The organism is Collinsella aerofaciens (assembly GCF_040926405.1).
Lineage (GTDB): Bacteria > Actinomycetota > Coriobacteriia > Coriobacteriales > Coriobacteriaceae > Collinsella.
This window is the reverse complement of record NZ_JBCOIG010000018.1, coordinates 25,693-46,555: the sequence shown is the minus strand read 5'-3', so window position 1 is coordinate 46,555 and position 20,863 is coordinate 25,693. Positions and strand designations below refer to the sequence as shown.

General features: G+C 58.1%; 21 protein-coding genes and 1 tRNA gene. 16 read left to right on the top strand and 6 right to left on the bottom strand.

Features of this window, described 5'->3' with window-relative positions:
- The 9 genes from AB5758_RS07295 to nagA all read left to right on the top strand — a co-directional run bounded on the left by AB5758_RS07295 (position 1) and on the right by nagA (position 7,390).
- The gene (locus AB5758_RS07295) at positions 1–87 is read left to right on the top strand and encodes an IS3 family transposase (RefSeq protein WP_368141377.1); all 87 of its coding nucleotides are present in this window, start codon (positions 1–3) and stop codon (positions 85–87) included.
- Between the two features lie 610 nt (positions 88–697).
- On the top strand, positions 698–1,141 hold the full coding sequence (locus AB5758_RS07290; protein WP_022094613.1) for a PTS sugar transporter subunit IIA: 444 nt from the start codon (positions 698–700) through the stop codon (positions 1,139–1,141).
- Positions 1,141–1,422, top strand: coding sequence for a preprotein translocase subunit YajC (yajC, locus tag AB5758_RS07285; RefSeq protein ID WP_022094612.1), 282 nt, complete (start codon positions 1,141–1,143; stop codon positions 1,420–1,422). Before AB5758_RS07290 ends, yajC begins: the two co-directional genes overlap by 1 nt.
- A gap of 36 nt (positions 1,423–1,458) precedes the next feature.
- Complete coding sequence (gene agaV, locus AB5758_RS07280) at positions 1,459–1,941, top strand: PTS N-acetylgalactosamine transporter subunit IIB (protein ID WP_022094611.1); 483 nt, start codon at positions 1,459–1,461, stop codon at positions 1,939–1,941.
- A 90-nt stretch (positions 1,942–2,031) separates the two neighbouring features.
- Positions 2,032–2,832 (top strand): PTS mannose/fructose/sorbose/N-acetylgalactosamine transporter subunit IIC, encoded by an 801-nt coding sequence (locus tag AB5758_RS07275; protein ID WP_022094610.1) that lies wholly within the window; start codon positions 2,032–2,034, stop codon positions 2,830–2,832.
- On the top strand, positions 2,822–3,904 hold the full coding sequence (locus AB5758_RS07270; RefSeq protein ID WP_055251210.1) for a PTS system mannose/fructose/sorbose family transporter subunit IID: 1,083 nt from the start codon (positions 2,822–2,824) through the stop codon (positions 3,902–3,904). Before AB5758_RS07275 ends, AB5758_RS07270 begins: the two co-directional genes overlap by 11 nt.
- A 185-nt stretch (positions 3,905–4,089) precedes the next feature.
- Positions 4,090–4,821 carry a GntR family transcriptional regulator gene (locus tag AB5758_RS07265; RefSeq protein ID WP_022094608.1) on the top strand — a complete coding sequence of 244 codons (732 nt, stop codon included), beginning with the start codon at positions 4,090–4,092 and terminating at the stop codon, positions 4,819–4,821.
- Positions 4,822–4,935: 114 nt separating this feature from the next.
- On the top strand, positions 4,936–6,102 hold the full coding sequence (locus tag AB5758_RS07260; RefSeq protein WP_250787258.1) for an AgaS family sugar isomerase: 1,167 nt from the start codon (positions 4,936–4,938) through the stop codon (positions 6,100–6,102).
- A 118-nt stretch (positions 6,103–6,220) separates the two neighbouring features.
- Positions 6,221–7,390 carry an N-acetylglucosamine-6-phosphate deacetylase gene (gene nagA / locus AB5758_RS07255; protein WP_022094606.1) on the top strand — a complete coding sequence of 390 codons (1,170 nt, stop codon included), beginning with the start codon at positions 6,221–6,223 and terminating at the stop codon, positions 7,388–7,390.
- 75 nt (positions 7,391–7,465) lie between these two features.
- On the opposite strand, the gene AB5758_RS07250 is transcribed toward nagA, so the two are convergent.
- Entirely contained in the window at positions 7,466–8,050 is a 585-nt protein-coding gene (locus tag AB5758_RS07250; RefSeq protein ID WP_233543636.1) for an NADPH-dependent FMN reductase family protein, read from the bottom strand.
- A 156-nt stretch (positions 8,051–8,206) separates the two neighbouring features.
- On the opposite strand from AB5758_RS07250, the gene AB5758_RS07245 reads away from it, so the two are divergent.
- From AB5758_RS07245 to AB5758_RS07230, 4 genes are read left to right on the top strand one after another with little or no spacing between them, the layout of a single operon-like run.
- Entirely contained in the window at positions 8,207–9,088 is an 882-nt protein-coding gene (locus AB5758_RS07245) for an aldose 1-epimerase family protein (RefSeq protein WP_368141373.1), read from the top strand.
- Between the two features lie 59 nt (positions 9,089–9,147).
- Positions 9,148–10,083 carry a hexose kinase gene (locus AB5758_RS07240; protein ID WP_138374500.1) on the top strand — a complete coding sequence of 312 codons (936 nt, stop codon included), beginning with the start codon at positions 9,148–9,150 and terminating at the stop codon, positions 10,081–10,083.
- A 27-nt stretch (positions 10,084–10,110) separates the two neighbouring features.
- Positions 10,111–10,248 carry a hypothetical protein gene (locus tag AB5758_RS07235; RefSeq protein WP_347494102.1) on the top strand — a complete coding sequence of 46 codons (138 nt, stop codon included), beginning with the start codon at positions 10,111–10,113 and terminating at the stop codon, positions 10,246–10,248.
- A 32-nt stretch (positions 10,249–10,280) separates the two neighbouring features.
- Positions 10,281–10,754, top strand: a complete 474-nt coding sequence (locus AB5758_RS07230; RefSeq protein ID WP_117716293.1) for a NanQ anomerase/TabA/YiaL family protein — start codon at positions 10,281–10,283, stop codon at positions 10,752–10,754.
- Positions 10,755–10,963: 209 nt separating this feature from the next.
- Here the strand turns inward: AB5758_RS07230 and AB5758_RS07225 are convergent.
- Positions 10,964–11,039, bottom strand: a tRNA-Thr gene (locus tag AB5758_RS07225).
- A 157-nt stretch (positions 11,040–11,196) separates the two neighbouring features.
- Here AB5758_RS07225 and AB5758_RS07220 point away from each other — a divergent pair.
- Positions 11,197–11,679 carry a PTS sugar transporter subunit IIB gene (locus tag AB5758_RS07220; protein WP_196022288.1) on the top strand — a complete coding sequence of 161 codons (483 nt, stop codon included), beginning with the start codon at positions 11,197–11,199 and terminating at the stop codon, positions 11,677–11,679.
- 326 nt (positions 11,680–12,005) lie between these two features.
- Here the strand turns inward: AB5758_RS07220 and AB5758_RS07215 are convergent, their stop codons facing one another.
- Positions 12,006–13,058: an aldose epimerase family protein gene (locus AB5758_RS07215; RefSeq protein ID WP_196022289.1), complete on the bottom strand. Its 1,053-nt coding sequence runs from the start codon at positions 13,056–13,058 to the stop codon at positions 12,006–12,008.
- Between the two features lie 205 nt (positions 13,059–13,263).
- Between AB5758_RS07215 and AB5758_RS07210 the strand changes: the two genes are divergently transcribed.
- Positions 13,264–14,028, top strand: coding sequence for a DeoR/GlpR family DNA-binding transcription regulator (locus tag AB5758_RS07210; RefSeq protein ID WP_368141372.1), 765 nt, complete (start codon positions 13,264–13,266; stop codon positions 14,026–14,028).
- A gap of 196 nt (positions 14,029–14,224) precedes the next feature.
- Here the strand turns inward: AB5758_RS07210 and lacG are convergent, their stop codons facing one another.
- Both lacG and AB5758_RS07200 read right to left on the bottom strand, forming a co-directional pair.
- Positions 14,225–15,646, bottom strand: coding sequence for a 6-phospho-beta-galactosidase (gene lacG, locus AB5758_RS07205; RefSeq protein ID WP_368141371.1), 1,422 nt, complete (start codon positions 15,644–15,646; stop codon positions 14,225–14,227).
- Positions 15,647–15,722: 76 nt separating this feature from the next.
- Positions 15,723–17,501: a PTS lactose transporter subunit IIBC gene (locus tag AB5758_RS07200; protein WP_368141370.1), complete on the bottom strand. Its 1,779-nt coding sequence runs from the start codon at positions 17,499–17,501 to the stop codon at positions 15,723–15,725.
- 261 nt (positions 17,502–17,762) lie between these two features.
- Here AB5758_RS07200 and AB5758_RS07195 point away from each other — a divergent pair, with 261 nt between their 5' ends.
- Positions 17,763–18,764 carry a LacI family DNA-binding transcriptional regulator gene (locus AB5758_RS07195; protein ID WP_368141376.1) on the top strand — a complete coding sequence of 334 codons (1,002 nt, stop codon included), beginning with the start codon at positions 17,763–17,765 and terminating at the stop codon, positions 18,762–18,764.
- A 333-nt stretch (positions 18,765–19,097) separates the two neighbouring features.
- Here AB5758_RS07195 and AB5758_RS07190 read toward each other — a convergent pair whose 3' ends face one another.
- The gene (locus AB5758_RS07190) at positions 19,098–20,858 is read right to left on the bottom strand and encodes a PTS lactose transporter subunit IIBC (RefSeq protein WP_022094682.1); all 1,761 of its coding nucleotides are present in this window, start codon (positions 20,856–20,858) and stop codon (positions 19,098–19,100) included.
- Positions 20,859–20,863 lie beyond the last annotated feature (5 nt).

Here is a 20,863-nt window from a genome sequence, read left to right as displayed (position 1 = left end):
ATAGTCCACTGGAACACGAGCCGGAGGCAGGTAAGATTGAAGGGCCTGACCCCGGAGGAGTACCGGAATCAGGCCCTTGCGGCCTAGTCGCTATTTAGGGCGTCCAAGATTTGGGGCGCGGTTCACAACGTTCTAGCGGGCTTTTTGTTACCGAAACCACTGGGGTAGGCCTCGAGCCCGCACAATGCTCCATCGGGTTCCCCTAATTCATCTGGGAAAACGACTGCAAACGATTGCAAGTAACCGGTGAACGGTCGAAAACTACCGTTCACCGATAATCTCAAAACTGGTTCTAACTGGTATTAAGTCAAAAAGACCAATTCACATATCTTCACAATGACCTGCAATTTTTCTACACGCTATTTTTAGCCGCCCTGCGTTGTTTAGACACAGGAAAAGATCCGATCTTTTGCCAAAGCATTTCGGAACGGTTTCAAAACCGCAGGTAGAAGTATTAACGACCGGTAAACGGTCGATTTATCACCGTGAGCGGTGCAAAAATGTTTTACCGTATGAATCAACGAAAGCGACCTCTTCTGGGGTGATATAGTGACAACAACATATCACGTGGTTACTACCAGTTTAGAAACCACTGGTCTTCAAAGTACGCTTTCTAAGAAGCTTTAAGGGCGAGCGCCCGCTGGCTTCCGAAAATCATCGGACTCAGATCGTACACACCTTCGGAAGGGAAATTTGAATGGTTGGCTTTATTCTTACCGGTCATGGACAGTTCGCACCCGGCCTCGCAAGCGCTATCGCTATGGTTGCTGGCGACCAGCCCGCTTTTACCGTCGTTCCTTTTGAGGGCGACCAGGCTGCTTCCTACGGTGAGGATCTCCGCGCCGCTATTACCGCCATGCGCGAGGAGTGCGATGGCGTGCTCGTCTTTACCGACCTGCTTGGTGGCACCCCGTTCAACCAGGCGATGATGATTGCCCAGGATGTCGACAACGTCGAGGTTCTGACCGGCACCAACCTTCCCATGGTTATTGAGCTTCTGTTCCTCCGCGGCAACGCCACGCTCGCCGAGCTTGGCGAGCAGGCCGTGACCGTTGGCCAGACGGGCATCACCGCCCAGACGGTCGCATCCGTTGCCGGCTCCGACGAAGAGGATATCTTCGGCGACGAGGACGGCATCTAATGGCCGATTTCGGAGCCAACGTCCTGAGCTCCTCGGTCGCCCTTTTAGGCCTGCTTGTCATCATGGGCTTGATTTACACCATCTGGTCGCAAATCAACATGAAGAAGAAGCAGAAGTACTTCAAGGAGCTGCACACCGAGCTCAAGCCGGGTCAAGAGGTTCTTTTCGCCGGCGGTATCTACGGAACCGTCAAAGGCATCGAAGGCGAGAAGGTCCAGATTAAAGTCCGATCCGGAGCCGTCGTAGATGTTTCGCGTTACGCGATTCAGGAGATCAAGTAACTGTCGTCAGCAAATAACGAAAGGAAGCTGATCAACATGGCAGAACCCAACATTCTTCTTACCCGCATCGATAACCGACTGGTTCATGGTCAGGTTGCCACCCAGTGGAACTCCACCCTGGGCTCCAACCTCATCCTCGTCGCCAACGACGACGTGGCGTCCAACACCATGCGCCAGAACCTCATGAAGATGGCCGCTCCCGCCGGCGTCGCTACGCGTTTCTTCTCTCTGCAGAAGACCATCGACGTCATTGGCAAGGCGAGCCCGCGCCAGAAGATCTTCATCGTGGCCGAAACACCGGAAGACGTGCTTACGCTCGTCAAGGGCGGTGTGCCTATAAAGAAGGTAAACATCGGCAACATGCACATGTCGGAAGGAAAGCGCCAAGTCGCCACCTCCGTCGCAGTTAACGACGAGGATGTCGCTGCGTTTAAAGAGCTGCAGGAATTGGGGGTGGAGTTGGAGATCAGGCGCGTTCCGAGCACGCCTGTTGAGGACACGAGCAAGCTCTTCTCGTAATCCTCGTGATCCACGTTGTCAGGAGTGAAACCCTGACGTTCTGTACGTGAAATCCAAAGTGCGTACATACATTTTGAAAGGAGGAGCAAGATGGAATACTCGATCATCCAGATCGCTCTGGTCTTCGTCGTCACGTTCATCGCGGCAATCGACCAGTTTGACTTCCTCGAGTCTCTCTATCAGCCCATCGTCACCGGCGCCGTCATCGGTCTTATCCTTGGCGACCTCAACACCGGTCTTCTCGTGGGTGGTACCTATCAGCTCATGACGATCGGCAACATGCCGATCGGAGGCGCTCAGCCGCCTAACGCCGTCATCGGCGGCATCATGGCAGCCATTCTCGCTATCGCCACGGGCCTCGAGCCCAACGCGGCAGTCGGTCTCGCCATTCCGTTCGCTCTGCTTGGCCAGCTCGGCGTTACCCTGGTCTTCACGCTTATGTCCCCGCTCATGTCCACGGCCGATAACATGGCTCACAACGCGGACACCAAGGGCATCGAGCGCCTGAACTACTTCGCCATGGCTCTGCTCGGCCTGATCTTCGCTGTCGTCGTCACCCTGTTCTTCATCGCTGGCGCTACCATTGGTCAGACCATCGCTTCCGCCATCCCGACTTGGCTGCAGACCGGTCTGTCCGCTGCAGGCGGCATGATGCGCTTCGTCGGCTTCGCCGTCCTGCTCAAGGTTATGATGAACCGCGATATGTGGGGCTTCTTCCTCATGGGCTTTGGCCTCGCGCTCATCACCGTTGCCAACGATTCGCTGGCAACCCCTGCTCTGCTCATCCTCGCTCTCATCGGCTTCGGCATCGCTTTCTGGGACTTCCAGCAGCAGACCGAGCTGAAGGGTGCAGCTGTTTCTGACGGAGGTGACTTCGAAGATGGCATCTAATGAGTATGTGATCCCGGAGCACTACGAGGATCTCACTCCTGCTCCGCAGCTCGACCAGAAGACCCTCAACAAGATGGCTTGGCGCTCCTGCTTCCTGCAGGCATCGTTCAACTACGAGCGCATGCAGGCCGCTGGCTGGCTCTACTCCATCATCCCCGGTCTGGAGAAGATCCACACCAACAAGAACGACCTCGCGGCTTCCATGAGCCACAACCTGGAGTTCTTCAACACCCACCCGTTCCTTGTCACCTTTGTTATGGGCATCGTGCTTTCGCTCGAGCAGAACAAGGTTGACATCCCCACGATCCGCGCCGTCCGCGTCGCCGCAATGGGCCCGCTCGGTGGTATCGGTGACGCCCTGTTCTGGCTGACGCTCGTGCCTATCACGGCCGGCATCACCTCCAACATGGCCATCAACGGCAACGCCGCTGCACCGATCATCTTCCTGGTGATCTTCAACGTCGTCCAGTTCGCTCTGCGCTTCTGGCTCATGAACTGGTCCTACAAGCTTGGCACCAGCGCTATTGACGCTCTGACCGCCAACATGCAGGCCTTCACGCGTGCCGCTTCCATCATGGGCGTCTTCGTCGTCGGTTGCCTGGTCGTCACCATGGGTGGCACCCAGATCAACCTCCAGATCCCCAACGGCACCACCCGTGGTCTCTCCGCTACTACCGTGATCGTCTCCGAGAAGGAGGCCGAGAACTTCACCGGTATGGAGGGCATCGATACCGAGACCGCTGAGGCCGGTACCATCGCCATGACCGATAAGGACGGCAACGCCCTTACCGCTTCCGATGCCGACGGCAACGCTGTCGAGTGCGGCGTCACCGATCTGGGTAACGGCATGGAGTCCGTGACCTACGGCACCGTTACCGAGGATCCGGTCAACTTCTCTGTTGCCGACACCCTCAACACCATCGTCCCGAAGCTCGTCCCGCTTATGCTTACGCTGCTGCTTTACTACATGTTCGCTAAGCACAGCTGGACCCCGACCAAGGGCATTCTCCTGCTCTTCGTCCTTGGCATCCTGGGCGCTGGCCCGCTTGGTCTCTGGCCGAGCATCTGGTAAGGCTCTAGCTTGAGGGGTGTGTCCCTACGCGGCTCACACCCCGACCCCTTAAGCCATGTGTATGTTAAAAGCCGCGTGCTCGAAAGAGCGCGCGGCTTTTGTTTTCTTAATGATTCGGGTGTGGCAGACAGATAATGCATAACACCCTAGGTAGTTAGCCGAATTCGAGCAAAAGGGAGGATAGGATGGCGATCGGAGCGCGTAAGCAACCGCTGTACGATCAGCTGGTCGATATTCTGACCGAAAAGATTGACCATGAATATCGCGCCGGTGACATGATTCCTTCCGAGCGCGAACTTTCGGAGCGCTATGGTCTCTCGCGCACTACGGTACGCCTGGCTCTGCAGGAACTGGAGCGTTTAGGACTGGTGGTTCGGCAGCACGGTCGCGGTACCTTTGTGACCGACCGTTCGGCAAAAGCAACCAATCTTATGCAGTCCTACAGCTTTACCGAGCAGATGCGCGCGATGGGTCGAGAACCCGAGACCACGATTCTCGAGTTTTGCGAGATGGAGGCCGATAAGAATCTGGCCGAGCATATGGGATTGCGCATCGGTGATCGCATTTTTAAGCTCAAGCGCCTTCGTTCTGCCGACAACATGCCCATGATGGTCGAACGCAGCTATCTTCCGGTTCGTCAATTTCTGTCCCTAAAGCGACCGCTGCTGGAGCGTAAGCCGCTTTACGATGTGATTGAGCAGGACTTTCAGCAAAAGATTCGCGTGGCCGAAGAGGAGTTCTATGCGAGCATAGCCCGTCCCACCGATGCCCACCTTTTGGGAATTGTCGAGGGCTCGCCTGTGCTCGATTTGGTCAGGACTACGTATAACGAGTCAAACGAGGTAGTGGAGTACACACTCTCGGTTGCTCGTGCCGATCAGTTTAAATACAAGGTTTACCACCAGCGCAGTAACTAGTGCTCGCATCGTTTCCATATGGTGATTCTTTGCATTTAACTGGTTACTACCAGATAACCAACCGAAGTGTATAATTGCACGTCAGAGGATTACTTCTAGAGAGAGGTATTAGAAATGTTCGAGAAGAGTGTCGAGGAGCTCACCGAGCTCGGCGCCCAGATCACCACGGCCGAGATTGCTCAGCAGCCCGAGCTTTGGCGTGATACGCTCAACATCTATCGCGAGAACAAGGAGGCCATCGAGGCCTTCCTGGCCGAGGCTCGCGCTATGGGCGAGGGCCGTCTGTCCGTTGTCTTCACCGGTGCCGGTACGTCCGACTACGTTGGCGATACCTGCGCCCCGTACCTGCGTCACGCTGGCAACACTGATCTCTACGACTTTAAGCCCATCGCCACGACCGACATCGTGAGCGCTCCGCGCGATTTCCTGCGCGCCGAGGATCCCACGCTCGTGGTTTCCTTTGCCCGCTCTGGCAACAGCCCCGAGAGCCTTGCCGCCGTTGCCGTTGCCAAGGAGCTCGTCCACAACGTCAAGTTCCTCAACATCACCTGCGCTCCCGAGGGCAAGCTTGCCGTCGAGTCTGCCGATGATCCCAATGCGCTGACGCTGCTCATTCCGCGCGCCAACGACAAGGGCTTCGCCATGACCGGTTCTTATTCCTGCATGACCCTGCTCTCCACCCTTATTTTCGACACTGCCTCTGACGAGCAGAAGGCCGAGTGGGTCGAGACGATTGCCAAGATGGGCGAGGAGGTCATCTCCCGTGAGCCTGAGATCGCCGATTACCTGGCTGGCGACTTCAACCGCGTGACCTACTTGGGTTCTGGCTCCTTTGGTGGCCTTGCCCAGGAGAGCCAGCTCAAGATCCTCGAGCTCGCTCACGGTCTGGTTGCTACTTCCTACGACACCTCCATGGGCTATCGTCACGGACCTAAGTCCTTCGTCGACGATAAGACGCTCGTCTTCGTGTTCGTCAACAACGACGCCTACACCCGTCAGTACGACATCGACATCCTCAACGAGATCGGTGGCGACAAGATCGCTCAGCACACCGTTGCCGTTCAGCAGGATGGCGCTACCGTCTACGAGGGCGAGTCCTTCACCTTTAAGGGCTACGAGGCGCTTCCCGAGGGCTACCTTGCCCTGCCGTTCGTGATGTTTGCCCAGGCTATCAGCCTGCTCAACTCCGTGCGCGTGGGCAACACGCCCGATACGCCGAGCCCCACCGGCACGGTCAACCGCGTGGTTAAGGGCGTGACGATTCACCCCTTCACCGCTTAATCGCGTCCCCCTGTAAGGGCGCCCGTCCGCTCATAACGGCGGGCGGGCGCTTTTTGTTTTTACATGGACCGGGTATAAGCATTACCACAGTCAACTGCTTTAGAAGCAAGGAGTGCATATGAGCACGTACGCAATTAAGGCTGACAAGTTCTTCTTGCCGGCAGGCCCGCAACTGGGCGGCTATCTTATGGTCGAGGATGGCGTTTTTGGCGCCTGGCAGGCCGACGAGCCCTCTTGCGAGATCAAGGACTACACGGGATCGTGGATCGCACCGGGTATGGTCGATACTCACATCCATGGCTTCTATAACCACTCGACTACCGATAACGATCCCGAGGGCATTGATATCAGCTCGACCGAGCTCGCCCGTCGCGGTACCACCAGCTGGCTGCCCACGACGTTCACCGATGGCGTCGAGCAGATCAAGGATGCCTGCGCCGCCATCGCCCAGGCGGACGAGGGTCGCGGCCCCGACTTCTGCGGTGCTCGCATTCAGGGCATCTATCTGGAGGGCCCCTTCTTTACCATGAAGCACGTGGGCGCGCAGAACCCCGCTTATCTTATCGATCCCTCCGAGGAGGTCTTCGATCAGTGGCAGGAGGCTGCGGGCGGTCGCATCGTTAAGAGCGCCATGGCGGCCGAGCGCGACGGTGCCGCTGCTTATGCGGCTGCTCTGAACGCCAAGGGTGTGGTGACCAGCATCGGTCACTCCGACGCCACCTACGATGAGTGCATCGCCGCCATCAACGCCGGTGCCAGCTGCTTTACGCATACCTATAACGGTCAGCGCGGGCTGCATCACCGTGAGCCCGGTGTCGTGGGCGCTGCCATGTCCACGCCCGAGACCTACGCCGAGATCATCTGTGACGGCAAGCACGTTAACCCTGCCGCCATCAAGGCGCTGCTGCAGGCAAAGGGCTGGCAACACACGGTGCTCATCACTGACTGCCTGGGCTGCGGCGGCATGCCCGAGGGCAGCTACACCAGTGGTGGCATGGACGTCATCATGAAGGACAACCTGTGCTGGCTCGCCGACGGCAAGAGCATTGCCGGCTCGGTGCTCACGCTTGCCCAGGGCGTCAAGAACATCGTTGACTGGGGCATCGCCAGCGCCGATATCGCCATTCGTATGGCAACCGAGGTGCCGGCACGCTCCGCGCACATCGAGGATAAGTGCGGCAGCATCATGCCGGGTCGCGACGCCGACTTTGTCGTGTTCGACCATGAGCTTACCCTCGTCGAGACGTATGTTGGCGGCCAGAGCGTCGGCAACGCCTTTACCGAGTAACGATAGAAAAAGACGGCGGGCCCGAATCTGCTCGGACCCGCCGTATGGGTTGAACGCTCAAAAGCACCTTCACAGTTACAGCTTGTTAGCGATTTTCTTTGCCGTGCGCTTGACGCCGGCCACCAGGCCTCCTGCAGGATGCTCCTTCTCGTATGCTAGACGCTTCTCGCGCTTGGCGTACTCTTCGACGATGATATCGCCATATTCGTCTTCGATCTTGTCGAAGAAGTCGACGGCGCCCTTAATTTCCTCAGCGGTCGGGTGTCCCTTTTGGACACCGCCGGCGAGTTTGAACGGCCCCCACGTATCAAAGCCGGGGCAGCCGTAGACACCCATAAAGATGGCCTGCCTCATGCGGCAGATGCCATCGATATCCTTGCCGTACCACTTGTTTTTGCCACCGTAGGTCATAAGGCCAAACACCTTGTCCTGCGGCTGCAGCACGTTCGTGAGCACTCGTGCCATGTCCTTGTCGATCTCGGAGTAATAGATGCCCGTGGCGACACCGATCAGATGATATTCGTGCAGGTTGGGATACTCGTTTTTACCGAGTGCCTTGACGTCGAGGGTATCGATCTCGGGGTGTGCCTCGACGATGGCGTCCACGAGCTTTTTCGTATTGCCGTGATGGCGCGAGGCGTAGAGGATGATGGTTCGCATAAGAAGGCCTTTCAGCTGTAATTGCATCAATGTCTGTATGGTACCCCGTTACATGGCTGGGATACCGGACGCATCGATGAACGTGCGGGTTTGTCCTTTGGTTAGGGCCGAGACGGGTACTTGCGAGCAAAAAGCAGTTGTTCGAAAGGATGGGCAATGGAATACGCTCTCTCCAACGATTCGATTTCTATTAAGGTGTCCACGGCTGGTGGTTCGTTTACCTCGATCAAGGCCGGAGGTTGCGAGTATCTGTGGCAGGGCGATCCCGCCGTGTGGTCCGGCCAGGCACCGATTTGCTTCCCGATTTGCGGAGGCTTGCGCGATAACAACGCCATGACGTTTGCCGGGCATCATGTAAAGCTCGCTCGCCATGGGTTTGCGCGCAAACAGGAGTGGAAGCTGCTGAGCCAGAGCGAGAACGAGCTGGCGATGTGCCTGGCTTCGGAGGATAACGCCGCGCTGCTGAGCGATTATCCGTATCCGTTTAAGCTTGTCGCTCGTTATACGCTTGAGGGGGATGCCGTTCGCGTCTCCTATGAGGTGACCAACGAGGGAACCGAGGACATGCCGTTCTTTATCGGCGGTCATCCCGGCTTTAGGTGTCCGCTCGATGAGGGCGAGGCCTATACGGACTACGAGTTGCGCTTTGAGAAAGACGAGGCTGCGGAGCTCTGCACCGCCGTTCCCTCGACTGGCTTGATTGACGTGACCAATCGCTCCAAGAACCCCATGGTGGGAAAGACGCTGCCTCTGTCACATGAGCTCTTCGATTTTGCGGAGACCATCTTTGACGTGCTCGAGAGCTGTCAGGTCACGCTTTCCAAAAAGGGCGAGGACAAGGGCGTCCGCCTGAGCTTTGAGGGCTTCCCATATCTCATTGTGTGGAGCAAGCCCGAGGGCGATTTTGTGGCGGTTGAGCCCTGGGGCGGCCTTTCGACCTGCTCCGATGAGGACGACGTGCTTGAGCATAAGCGCGGCTGCCTTGTCGCAAAGCCCAAGGAGACCGTCGTTCGCTCGTTCACGATTGAGATTCTGTAATTCCGTTTTGTCGACTCGTATCGCGAGGCACAAGGAGCCTGCGAGATAAGGAGCTAAAAATGATCCTCACCGTTACGATGAACCCGTCTGTCGATACGCGCTATCAGCTCGATGAGCTCGTTATCGACGACGTCAACCGTGTGACGCCCGAAAAGACCGCTGGCGGCAAGGGCCTCAACGTGGCCCGTGTGCTGGGTCAGCTGGGCGACGACGTTGTGGCAACAGGTCTGCTCGGCGGCCACATGGGCGCCTACATGGCTGAGCTCATGGACGCCAACGGTATTAAAAACGACTTTGTGCCCATCAAGGGCGAGACTCGCATTTGCCTCAACATCCTCCACGCCGGCAACCAGACTGAGCTGCTCGAGAGTGGCCCGACAATTGCCCCCGAGGAGCTCGATGCCTTTACTGCAAAGTTCGCCGAGCTTGCAGGCAAGGCCGATGTCGTCACCATCTCGGGTTCGCTGCCCCGCGGCGTCGAGGCGGACTACTATGCCAAGATCACGGGCATTGCCGAGAACGCCGGCGCCAAGGTGCTGCTCGATACCTCGGGTGCTTCGCTCGAGGCCGCCCTTAAGTCCGAAATTAAGCCCGAGCTGGTCAAGCCTAATCTGACCGAGATTAACGGCCTTCTGGGCACGAGCTTTACCACCGACGATGTGGACGAGCTCCGCGCCGCACTTGCCTCTGACGCCCGCTTCTCCGATATCCCCTGGGTCGTCGTGTCCATGGGTGCCGCCGGTTCCGTGGGCTTCCACAATGGCCGTGCGTTCCGCGCCAAGACTCCCGATATCCCCGCCGTTAACGCTACGGGCTCTGGCGACTCCACTATCGCAGGCTTCGCGCATGCCATCGCTGCTGGCGCAGACGACGAGACGGTACTGCGTACCGCCAACACCTGCGGCAAGCTCAATGCCATGGATCCCATGACCGGCCATCTGGTCATGGACCGTTGGGACGAGGTCTACAACGGCGTTGTCGTGACCGAGCTGTAAGAGCTTGGGTGACGGCCCCGGCATCGCTTGCTAGCTCATGTCGACGACAAGTGCGGTAGCATTATGCCGGGGCGCGACGCCGAGTTTGTCGTGTTCAATCCCGACCTTACCCTGGTCGAGGCGTATGTGGGTGGCAACAGCGTCGGTAACGCGTTTGCCGAGTAGCCGCCAAAGAAGCGATCCGAGAGGGGATTTAGATGATTTACGGTGCATTGGGCGATATCGAGGAGTATCGCGGAATGCTCAAGGGCCTCGACGTGTTGATCGACTGGCTCGAGGAGAACGACCCGGCGGAGCTCGAGGTCGGCAGCCATCCGATTCTGGGCGACAAGGTCTATGCGAACGTCATGGCTCCCACGACGCGTCCCGAGGCCGAGGCTCACTATGAGACGCATCAGCGCTATCACGACCTGCAGATCGATGTCGAGGGTCGCGAGGCCTTTAAGGTTGCCACGGGCAGCCTGACGTTGGTTCAGGAGTTTGACGAGAAGGACGACTACGATCTGGTCGATTCCGATGCTTCGATCGCCGGCGATCTTGCCGACGACAAGTTCGCGCTGTTTGTTGCCGGCGAGCCTCACATGCCCACGCTCGAGTTCCCGGGCGATGGCGCACAGCCGGTCAAGAAGATCTGCTTTAAGCTGCTTGCAGACGCTTACTGGGAGGAGTAGCGCACTGCTCGGCTGAGCTGCTCGTCTGATGACGTGATTCCATTGAGGAGCGCGCTTGAGCCCCGTTAATCGCGGTTCCCTTGGGGATTGCGGTTGGCGGGGCTTTTTTGTTGAGTAGGGGAGTTGCCGGCGGCGTTGTGCTTGGATTGGCGGATATGCGCCCGAAATTGGCAACAAAAAAGCCGCCCGAAGGCGGCTATCTTGTGCAATGGAGCCAGCGACCGGGCTCGAACCGGTGACCCCCGCTTTACGAGAGCGGTGCTCTACCAACTGAGCTACGCTGGCGGCCATATGGTGACGCAACTGAGGCGTCAACGGCTGTCTATGATACGGGACATCGCAAATCCGCGCAAGTGTTCTGACGGCTTTTCTCACTTTAAATGCACTAATATTAGAGGCGTGATGTCTTGCTCTTACGGGTCTCAAGCAGAATGGGGCAGCGATGGCACAACCCAAGATCCTTCTTACACGTATCGATGACCGTTTCATTTACGGGCAAGACGTTGAGCTGTGGAACGAAGCCGTGGGCTCCAACCTTGTCCTAATCGTCAACGACGAGATTGCGGCGGATTCGCGCCAATGGGCACCCATGAGGGTGGCGGCGCCAGAAGGCGTTTGGACAAGGTTTTTCTCGGTGCAAAGGGCCATCGACATCATTCATACCGCAACGCCGCGCCAATTGATTCTGATCATGGTGGCCTCACCCGCCGATGCACTCGCGCTGGTTAAGGGTGGCGTGCCGATCACCAAGATCAGCATTGGCCATATGCAGGCAGGGGAGGGCAAGCATCCCGCAGTGCCCGCAGTCGCCACAGACGATGCGGACGTCGCTGCTCTCAGAGAGCTGCAAAAGCTCGGCATAGAACTAGAAATCCGCTATCTCCCCAGCTCCAATCCCGACCCCATCGGCAATCTGTTCAACTGATCCCTTGGGGACGGAGAAAAACGAATCATTTTGCCCTTGCGAGGGACGCGTGCGATGCTGCCTGTCAAAAACAATGCCCATTTACTACGTTTGATCGGCTATCGCCGAGCATGTCGAATTTGAGAAAAACAAAACCGCAGGTAGGTGGCTCGCGAATTTAGCAAAAACCGGTGCATGGTCGAGCATCCCGGGCTAAACGTAGTAAATGGGCATTGTTTTGATATGTCACTCATATAGTCACAGCGAAATTGAGCCCAAAAGATGAAAAAACGCCCGTCGGCGGTGGTGCCGGCGGGCGTTGCTGTGCAATATGTCGCGTTGTGGGCCTAGTGCCTCATAAAGTGGTATTCGATCACATTGCTGTATGGGTGACCCGGGCCCACAATGCCCTGCGGGAACAGCGGCTGGTGCGGCGTGTCGGGGTACATCTCTGCCTCGAGGGCAAAGCCGGCGCCCCAGCTATAGTTGGCATCGTCCTTGGCGTGCTCGTCGCCCAGCCAATTGCCAGTGTAGAGCTGCACGCCCGGGGCGGTGGTGTAGTAGTCCAGCTCGCGGCCGGTCCACATCTCCTCGACATGCAGGGCGCGGCGCAGGTTGCGACCGTATTGATAGTCATCGATGCACAGGCAGTGGTCGTAGCCGCGTGCCTGCTTAATCTGCGGATCGTCGGCCTCCATGCCAGGCGCGACGGGGCGCAGCTCACGGAAGTCAAATGGCGTGCCCTCAACCGGAGCAATCTCGCCGGTGGGGATGTTCTGCTCGTTGATGGGCAGGTAGTGGGCAGCGTTAGCAACAAAGAAGTGCTCACAGTCCATTCCGGCGTTATGGCCGGCAAGGTTAAAGTACGTGTGGTTGGTCATGGCCACGTAGGTGGCGCGGTCGCTCTCGCAGCCGTATTCGATACGGAAGCAGCCGGTGCGCGTCACGGTAAACACGGCCGTAAAGGTGCGGTTGCCGGGAAGACCCAGCTCACCGTCCTCAAGCGAGGTGGTCATGCGCACGGCATTGTGGACCTCGTCGAGCTCAACGTCCCACACGCGCTTGTGCAGGCCGTGCTCAAGGTCGCTGTGCAGGTTGTTGACGCCCTCGTTGGCCGGCATATGCCAGTCCGTGCCGGCGATGGTGATCGTGGCGCCCGCAGTGCGGTTGGCCACGGGGCCGATGGTCGCGCCAAAGCAGGCGGGGTTGTCAAAGTAATCCTCGAGCTTATCGAAGCCCAGCACCACATCGCGCACGTTGCCGGGGATGTCGGGCACGTCGATGCCCAGCACGGTGGCGCCAAAGTCCATAATGCGAACGCAGATCTCGGGCCCGTTGAGGGTGTAACGATGAACGGGGGTACCGCACGGCGCGGTGCCGAAAAGCTCGGAAGTGATCATTTGGTTCCTAACATCGAGGTATTTCCGACAAACTGTAGCGCGAACAGGCGAGATTATCACTACACCCCACTAAAGCAGGGGGTATTTTTCTCAAAAAAGTGATGATTGAGCTGTACGGGCGTTCATTTTTGACACGCACGGGTCTGATACAATTTGTTCGTTACTGTTTGAATGATATGCACGCATAGAACGGCGAGGATTCATCGTGATTAAGGCAGAGCGACAGGATAGGGTTCGTCAGCTGCTCGAGGAGCAGGGCACGGTCTCGGTCAAGGAGATTTCGGATGCACTGGGTGTCTCGGATATGACGATCCGCCGCGATCTCGAGGAGCTTGCGAGCCTGGGCGAGATCGAGCGCGTGCACGGTGGAGCCCGCAGTGCGCAGGGCCGTCCACATGCTATGTTGCGCCATGAGTATTCGCACAGCGAAAAGCGCACCAAGCATGCCGAGGAAAAGTTGCAGATCGCGCGCCGCGCCGTGGAGCTCATCGAGGAGGGCTCGACCATCTTTTTGGGTACGGGCACCACGGTTGAGCAGATGGCCTCGATGCTGCCGGCATTTCGTCTGCGCATCGTGACCAATTCGCTTTCGGTGTTTAACCTGCTCGAGGCGCGCGAGGACTGCGACCTGTGCCTAGTGGGCGGCATGTACCGTCGCCGTACCGCCGCTTTTGTGGGACCAACGGCCGAGGATACCCTGCGTGCGCTGGGTATCGACGCGGCGTTTATCGGCGCCAACGGCATTCTGGATGGCGACGTGTCTACGTCTAATATGGATGAGGGTCGTATCCAGCAGCTCGCCTTTAGCAAGGCCGACTCGCGCTATCTGATCGCCGACTCCAGTAAGATCGGCAAGCGCGACTTCTACACCTTCTGCCGCCTGGACAGTTTGGACGCCGTGGTGTGCGAGCCGAGTATCGCCGCCGAGGATCGTGTCGCCATCGAGGAGCATACGCAGGTCATCTGCTAGCTTAGGTATTACAGATCTAGATATTTCGAGCCGGGTGCCCCCCGTTCATCTCAATCTGTAACAATTGGGGCCGAAAATCCCTGCTAGATGTTACAGATCGAGACAAACGGCCTGCTCGGGCCGAGCCAAAAAAATCGGCCGCATGCGAACCCATGGAGGGATTCGTATGCGGCCGACAGGGGGTATGCGGCAAAAGTTAGGCCATGAGCAGGCCGGTCTCCGCGACGTTCTTGTACCAGTACGCGCTTGCTTTGGGATAGCGCTTCTGGGTCTCAAAGTCGATGTAGAACAGGCCGTAGCGCTTGTTGTAGCCGTTGGTCCAGGAGAACTGGTCCTGCAGCGACCACACAAAGTAACCGTCGACGTTTACGCCGCCGTCGATTGCCTTGAGGATCCATGCGAGATGCTGACGCATGTAGTCGATGCGAGGGGCGTCGTCGATAAAGCCGTCCTCGAAGTCGTCCTTATAGCCCATGCCGTTCTCGGTGATGTAGATCTTCTTGTAGTTGGGGTAATCGTTCTTAATGCGGAGCAGTAGGTCGTACAGGCCCTCGGGATAGATGATCCAGTCCCAATCGGTGGTGGGTACGCCTTCGCGCACGCATGACTCGCCCACGCCCTTGAGGAACCAGCGCGAGGAGCCCTTGTCGCCGGTGCCATTGTGGTTGATGTTGTTTTCGCCCTCGGCGGCACGCAGGAACTGGCACTTGTAGGTGTTGACGCCCAGGCAATCGTTGTAGGGGAGCGCGGCGGTCAGCGCGGCGATGTCCTCGTCGCGGACGTCGAGCTCGCCGCCGGCGATATGGGCCAGCTTGGTCGCAGCCTCCATGGTGTCGGCTGCATAGTGGCCGCGGAAGGTGGCGTCGAGTACCCAGCGGTTGTTGATGACGTCGGCCATGCGAGCTGCCTCGCAGTCGGCAGCGCTGTTGGGATCGAGGGGATACTTGGGCTCTAGGTTCTGGACAATGCCGATCTCGCCCTCAAAGCCGCCCTCATGGAAGGCGACGACAGCCTTGGCGTGGGCCACCATCATGTTGTGCATAAGCTGGAAGGCCTTGTCCAGACGATACTTCTCGCCGTGCGGCCAGTTGCCGACGATAAAGCTGCCCTCGGCGGTCGCGGGAATCTCATTAAAGGTGAACCAGTGCTTGACCTCGGTGAACTCGGCAAAGCAGAACTTGGCGTACTCGACAAAGGCGTCGATCGTCGTGCGCGTCAGGAAGCCCTCGCCGCCGTTCTGGTAAAAGGCCTCGGGCGTATCGAAGTGATCGAGCGTGACATAGGGGATAACGCCGGCTTTATTGCAGGTGGCGAAAAGCTCGTGATAGAAGGTGACACCCTCGGGGTTGATCTCGCCAGTGCCGCTGGGGAAGATACGGCTCCAAGCGATGGAGACGCGGATACCGTTGATGCCGAAGCGCTGGCACAGGTCGATGTCGACCGGGTACTTGTTGTAGAAATCGCTTGCGGGATCGGGGGAGAAGCGACCCTGAGCAGCCAGGAAATCGTCCCAGGGCACTTTGCCCTTGCCGTGCGTACGGGTCTCGCCCTCAACCTGGTAAGCAGCGGTGGCGCCGCCAAACACAAAGCCGTCGGGGAACTGCATGGGGTTGGTCATGAGTCATCCTTTCTGTGGGATACGAATAGGGAGAGGTGCCCGAACTGGGGATCCGGGCACCAATAGAGGGAGGAACCTAGTCGAGGTTCTCGCGGAGCCACTTAATGGCGCCAGCGGGGTCGCGAGTAAGGTCGATATATTCCTTGCCGCGCGGGGCGAGCAGCTTAATGCCCAGGCGATCGGTGTCGGCCTTCATGTCGTTGTAGTAGCTACGAACCTGCGGGGCAAGCACGATAACGTCGTACTGATCCATGATGGCAGTGTGCTGGCCATAGGCGCCTGCGGAGGAAGCGATGTTCTCTCCGGTCTGCGCAGCACCTTCCTTGATGGCGTTGGCAAGCATGGCAGAGGTGCCGGCGCCGGCGCACAGGACGAGGACCTTCAGACCGTCGACATCCTTCTTAGCGGATGCGTCGGCGGCGGGCTCGGGCTGATCGGCGACAGGCTTGCTGTCGGCGGCAGCAGCGGTCGGCTCGACGGAAGCGGCGGTCTGCTCGACAGCGGCCGCAGAGGTGCTGGCGGCGATGGTGGCAGCACCATCGGACTCGAGACCCAGCTCGGCGGCGCGCTCGGCCTCCTGGTCGCAGAGCAGCTTATCGTATGCCTTCAAGAACGGCAGGTAGATGATGGCGTCCAGCAAGATGATGATCGCGACAAATACCAGGGCGATAAGCTGGAAGTTCGTGGTGATGAAGATGCCGATGGGGGCAGGGGTAGCCCAAGGCACCACGAAGGAGAAGCCGTTCATGCCCACGTTGTCGATAAAGAACTTGGCAACACTTACGTTGACGCAGCCGGCGGCAACAAAGGGGATGAGCATGTAGGGGTTAAGGATCATCGGCGCGCCAAAGAGCAGCGGCTCGTTGACAGCAAAGGCAACAGGAACAATCGAGGCCTTACCGACGGCTTTGAGCTGCTTGGACTTCATAAAGAGAATCAGCAGAAGCGGCACGATGAACGTAGCGCCAGTGCCGCCGAACTCACCCACGAGCGACATGTTAAAGGTGAGGGAGTGGGCGGGGTGGCCACCGGCCAGCAGAACCTGCAGGTTCTCGGCCTGGTTGGCAAGACGGATGGGGTCGATGCCCGGCTGGACAATCGAAGGGCCGTGGACGCCGATGAACCAGAAGAACGCGGTGGCTGCCTGGATAAGGATGAGGCCAGGATAGGTTTCTGCCGCAGTGAAGAGCGGGGAGAGCAGCTTGATGAGCAGCTCGGAGAACGGAACGCCCATGAGGTTGCGCACGACAACATCGATGATGCCGCAGATGATGACAGCGCCGCCAAAGGGGATGATGTCGCGGAAGTTCTGAGCGATGGCGCCCGGAACCTCCTTGGGCAGCTTAATGGTCAGATCGCGCGAGACGCAGAACTTATAGACCCACACGGTAATGAACGCGGCGATATAGGCGGAGAACAGGCCACGCGTGCCCATGCTGGTGCAGTCGAAGACCGAAAGCTCGGAGCCGTCGAGCTTGGTGGTGAACTGCGTAACGGCGAGCAGCAGCATGCTGCACTGGGCGGCTACCATGGTGGAGCCGTCGTTGAGCACCTTGCCGGCGGGCATGCGACGGTTCATGGAAGCCGTAAAGTTCTTGGCAGTGGTGCCGGCAACCATGATGCCCATGACGCCCATGGTGAAGTTGTATAGCTTGTTGCACCAGTCGATGAGCGGCTGGTGCAGCGTGATGCCGACTACGCCGGGAAGGGTGGCAATGAGCAGAAAGATCGAAGAGGTGAGGACGATGGGCATGCACCCAAGGAATCCGTCCTTAATAGCCTGGAGGTAGATGTTCCTCGAGATCTTCTCAAAGAACGGCTGATGCTTTTCGAGCATCTTTACGATGGCGTCCATAGAGCTCCTTTGCTACTTGATGCGCGATGCATGTGGATGGAACTGGTCGTCGATGGATGGTCAGGACTGCCCGGAAACCTTCCTGCTTAAGGAAGGCATTGCGAAATGACAACGTAAGACATTTTTGGAAGAGCAACAAGGATATACGGGTGAGCGGTCGATATTGTCCGGTAAACGGTTGATTTATCAGTCAGGCAGGTGGTGTATGCTAGAACGCAAAAAACAAGCGATAGAGAACCGAGTGGAGAAGTAGTGGCAACGATGGACAAGAAAAATGTCTCAATGAACGATGTGGCGATTGCCGCGGGTGTTTCTCTCAAGACGGTTTCGCGTGTGATTAACGAGCCCGGTAGCGTGCGAGAGTCGACACGCGATAAGGTCCATTCCGCAATGGAAGCGCTCGGGTTCCGGGCGAACTTTGCCGCGCGTTCGCTCAAGTTGGGCCGTTACGGGTGCATCGGCGTGGTGCTGTTCCACTTGTCGGGCGGTGCCGTGGACATGATTGACGGTATCGCAGATGCCGCCGAAGAACGCGGCTTTGCGCTCACGATGATCAAAAAGCGGGCGGGGGAGAAGATGACCCTTGCCGAAGCGGCACGTAGGATGTCGCAGCTGCCTGTTGATGGCATGATCTTCAACCTGCGTCAGATGGTCGATGACTTTGATACTTTTGAGGCACCGAAAGACCTCAAGACGGTGATTATCACACCGATGGAACATCCTACCTGCTCCACCGTCAGTGACGATCAAGAGGGCGGCGCGCGCATGGCGTGCGAGTACTTCTTGAATCACGGGCACAAGAACGTGTACTTCGTCTCTGGTAAGAAAGAAGCGCTGTCGAGCCAGTGCCGTATGAAAGGTTGGCGAGCGGCACTCGAGGCGCATGGCATTGAGCCGCCCGAGCCTCTGCAAGGCGATTGGAATGCGGATAGTGGCTATGCCGCGGGCCTTGTGCTTGCCGATAAACCCGATTGCACGGCGGTCCTCGCTGCTAACGACTGCATGGCAAACGGCGTGATGATGGCTCTACGTGACAAAGGGCTCAGTGTGCCCGACGACGTGTCCGTGATCGGCTTTGATGACGAGCTTTACAAGACGATTCCCAACTCGATTCTGACGTCGGTGAAGTTCCGTCACCGCGAGCTGGGCGTCCGTGCGCTTAACGAGGTCGTCGCAGGTCTGGAAGCCCCGAGCTCCAGAAGCCGTACGCTCGTCTCGGGCGTGTTGGTCGAACGTTCCAGCGTAAAGGACCTGCGGGCGTAGACGTGCTCGGCCTGTTCGTCTAAATCTGTAACAGGTAGGGCCGAAAATCTCAGCTAGTTGTTACAGATTTAGACAATTCGGTCCGGTATATTCCGTTTGTCTCGATCTGTAACGTCTAAGCGGTCAAAAGTGGTCTACATGTTACAGATTGAGATTTTCGGCTTGGCCTGTGCGTTCATCTCGATCTGTAACAGCTAGGACCGAAAAACTCGGCTAGATGTTACAGATTGAGATGAACAGGAGGACGGGTGCGGTCTAAACAAAATGGCCCGCGCATCACACATCGATGCACGGGCCATTTATTGTCTGCAAGCGGCAGGTGGTGTCAGCGTCTTATGCCTCGAGGTTTTCCTCGATCCAGGCGACGGCGCCCTTGGGATCCTTAGTGAGGTCGATGTACTGTTTGCCCTTGGGCGACAGCAGCGTGATGCCCAGGCGGTCGGTGTCGGCCTTCATCTCGTTGTAATAGGTGCGAACCTGCGGAGCCAGGACGATGACGTTGTACTGGTCCATGATGGCGTAGTGGCTGCCGTAGGCACCGGCGTTGGCGGTAATGTCGATGCCCAGCTCGTCGGCGCCTTCCTTAAGCGCGTTGGCGAGCAGTGCAGAGGTGCCGGCGCCAGCGCACAGAACCAGAACCCTCAGATCCTTGCCCTTAAGGGCGGACGGAGCTGCGGAGGCCTCGGTGGCAGAAGCGGTCTCGACAACAGGAGCCTCAACGGCGGGGGCGGCAGCGGTCTTGACGGCCTTGGTCTCCTCGGCCTCTTCTTCGGCCAGGGTCTCGGCCTCCTGCTTGCACAGGACGTTGTCGTAGGCCTTGCAGAATGGGTAGTAGATCAAGAAGTCAACGACCAGCAGGACGACAACCAGGACCAGAGAGATCGGCTGGAAGTTGGTGTCGATGAAGGTGCCGATCGGTCCGGGGAGTGCCCACGGCATGGCATAGATAAAGCCGTTCATGCCCAAAAAGTCGATGAAGAACTTACCAATGAGGACGTTGGCCACGGGGGCAAACAGGAACGGGATCAGGAAGTACGGGTTGAGGATGATGGGCGCGGCGAACAGCAGCGGCTCGTTGACGGCGAACATCACGGGTACGACAGAGGCTTTGCCGACGGCCTTGAGCTGCTTGGAGCGCATAAAGAGCAGGAAGATGATCGGGACAATGAACGTGGCGCCGGTGCCGCCGAGTTCGCCGATGTAGTTACCGAAGTTTTCGGTCAGGGCGAGGGCGGGGTGACCGCCGGCCTGCAGCGTGGCGAGGTTGGTGGTGATGTTGCCAAACAGCGCGGCGTTGAGGGCAGGCTTAACGACCGAGGGGCCGTGGATGCCCATGAACCAGAACAGCGGGATCATGAACCAGATGAGGGCGAGGCCGGCGTAGGAATCGGCAGCGGCGAACAGCGGGCTCACCAGCGTGGAGATGACGTTGGCAAACGGGACGGCCAAGCAGGTGCGGCAGATAACGTCGATGACGGCGACAAACAGGATGGAGAAGCTGAAGGCGAAGATGTCGCGGAAGTTCTGGGCGATGGCGCCGGGGACTTCTTTGGGCAGCTTGATGGTGATGTCTCGCTTAATGCAGAAGGCATAGATGTTGACCGTGGCAAATGCGGCGACAAAGGAGCTCAGCAGGCCCTTGGTGCCCATGTTGTCGGTAAAGAACACCGAGACATCGGCGCCGTCGATCTTGGCACTCGTCTGGGTAACGGCCAAGATGAGCATAGCGCACATGGCGGCGACCATGGTGCTCGTGGCGTTGATGGCCTTGCCGGCAGGCATGCGGCGGTTCTTGGAGCCGGTCAGCGCGCTTGCGGTGGTGCCGGCGACCATGATGCCCACGACGCCCATCGTGAAGTTGTAAACCTTGTTGCAGAAGTTCACGACGTCGACGTTCCACCAGTCGGGCAGCGTAAAGCCGCCGACCGTGGCGACAACGCCCGGCAGGGTCGAAATAAGCAGGAAGACAGAAGAAGACAGGATAATGGGCATTGCTGCCAAAAAGCCGTCTTTAATGGCCTGAAGGTAGATGTTCTTAGAGACCTTGTCGAAGTACGGCTGACCTTTCTCCAAGAACTTAACGATCGATTCCATAGTTC

Coding starts and splice junctions, on each gene's coding strand:
- AB5758_RS07290 (WP_022094613.1), top strand. CDS start 698: ATGGTTGGCTTTATTCTTACCGGTCATGGACAGTTCGCACCCGGCCTC.
- yajC (WP_022094612.1), top strand. CDS start 1,141: ATGGCCGATTTCGGAGCCAACGTCCTGAGCTCCTCGGTCGCCCTTTTA.
- agaV (WP_022094611.1), top strand. CDS start 1,459: ATGGCAGAACCCAACATTCTTCTTACCCGCATCGATAACCGACTGGTT.
- AB5758_RS07275 (WP_022094610.1), top strand. CDS start 2,032: ATGGAATACTCGATCATCCAGATCGCTCTGGTCTTCGTCGTCACGTTC.
- AB5758_RS07270 (WP_055251210.1), top strand. CDS start 2,822: ATGGCATCTAATGAGTATGTGATCCCGGAGCACTACGAGGATCTCACT.
- AB5758_RS07265 (WP_022094608.1), top strand. CDS start 4,090: ATGGCGATCGGAGCGCGTAAGCAACCGCTGTACGATCAGCTGGTCGAT.
- AB5758_RS07260 (WP_250787258.1), top strand. CDS start 4,936: ATGTTCGAGAAGAGTGTCGAGGAGCTCACCGAGCTCGGCGCCCAGATC.
- nagA (WP_022094606.1), top strand. CDS start 6,221: ATGAGCACGTACGCAATTAAGGCTGACAAGTTCTTCTTGCCGGCAGGC.
- AB5758_RS07250 (WP_233543636.1), bottom strand. CDS start 8,050: ATGCGAACCATCATCCTCTACGCCTCGCGCCATCACGGCAATACGAAA.
- AB5758_RS07245 (WP_368141373.1), top strand. CDS start 8,207: ATGGAATACGCTCTCTCCAACGATTCGATTTCTATTAAGGTGTCCACG.
- AB5758_RS07240 (WP_138374500.1), top strand. CDS start 9,148: ATGATCCTCACCGTTACGATGAACCCGTCTGTCGATACGCGCTATCAG.
- AB5758_RS07230 (WP_117716293.1), top strand. CDS start 10,281: ATGATTTACGGTGCATTGGGCGATATCGAGGAGTATCGCGGAATGCTC.
- AB5758_RS07220 (WP_196022288.1), top strand. CDS start 11,197: ATGGCACAACCCAAGATCCTTCTTACACGTATCGATGACCGTTTCATT.
- AB5758_RS07215 (WP_196022289.1), bottom strand. CDS start 13,058: ATGATCACTTCCGAGCTTTTCGGCACCGCGCCGTGCGGTACCCCCGTT.
- lacG (WP_368141371.1), bottom strand. CDS start 15,646: ATGACCAACCCCATGCAGTTCCCCGACGGCTTTGTGTTTGGCGGCGCC.
- AB5758_RS07200 (WP_368141370.1), bottom strand. CDS start 17,501: ATGGACGCCATCGTAAAGATGCTCGAAAAGCATCAGCCGTTCTTTGAG.
- AB5758_RS07195 (WP_368141376.1), top strand. CDS start 17,763: ATGGACAAGAAAAATGTCTCAATGAACGATGTGGCGATTGCCGCGGGT.
- AB5758_RS07190 (WP_022094682.1), bottom strand. CDS start 20,858: ATGGAATCGATCGTTAAGTTCTTGGAGAAAGGTCAGCCGTACTTCGAC.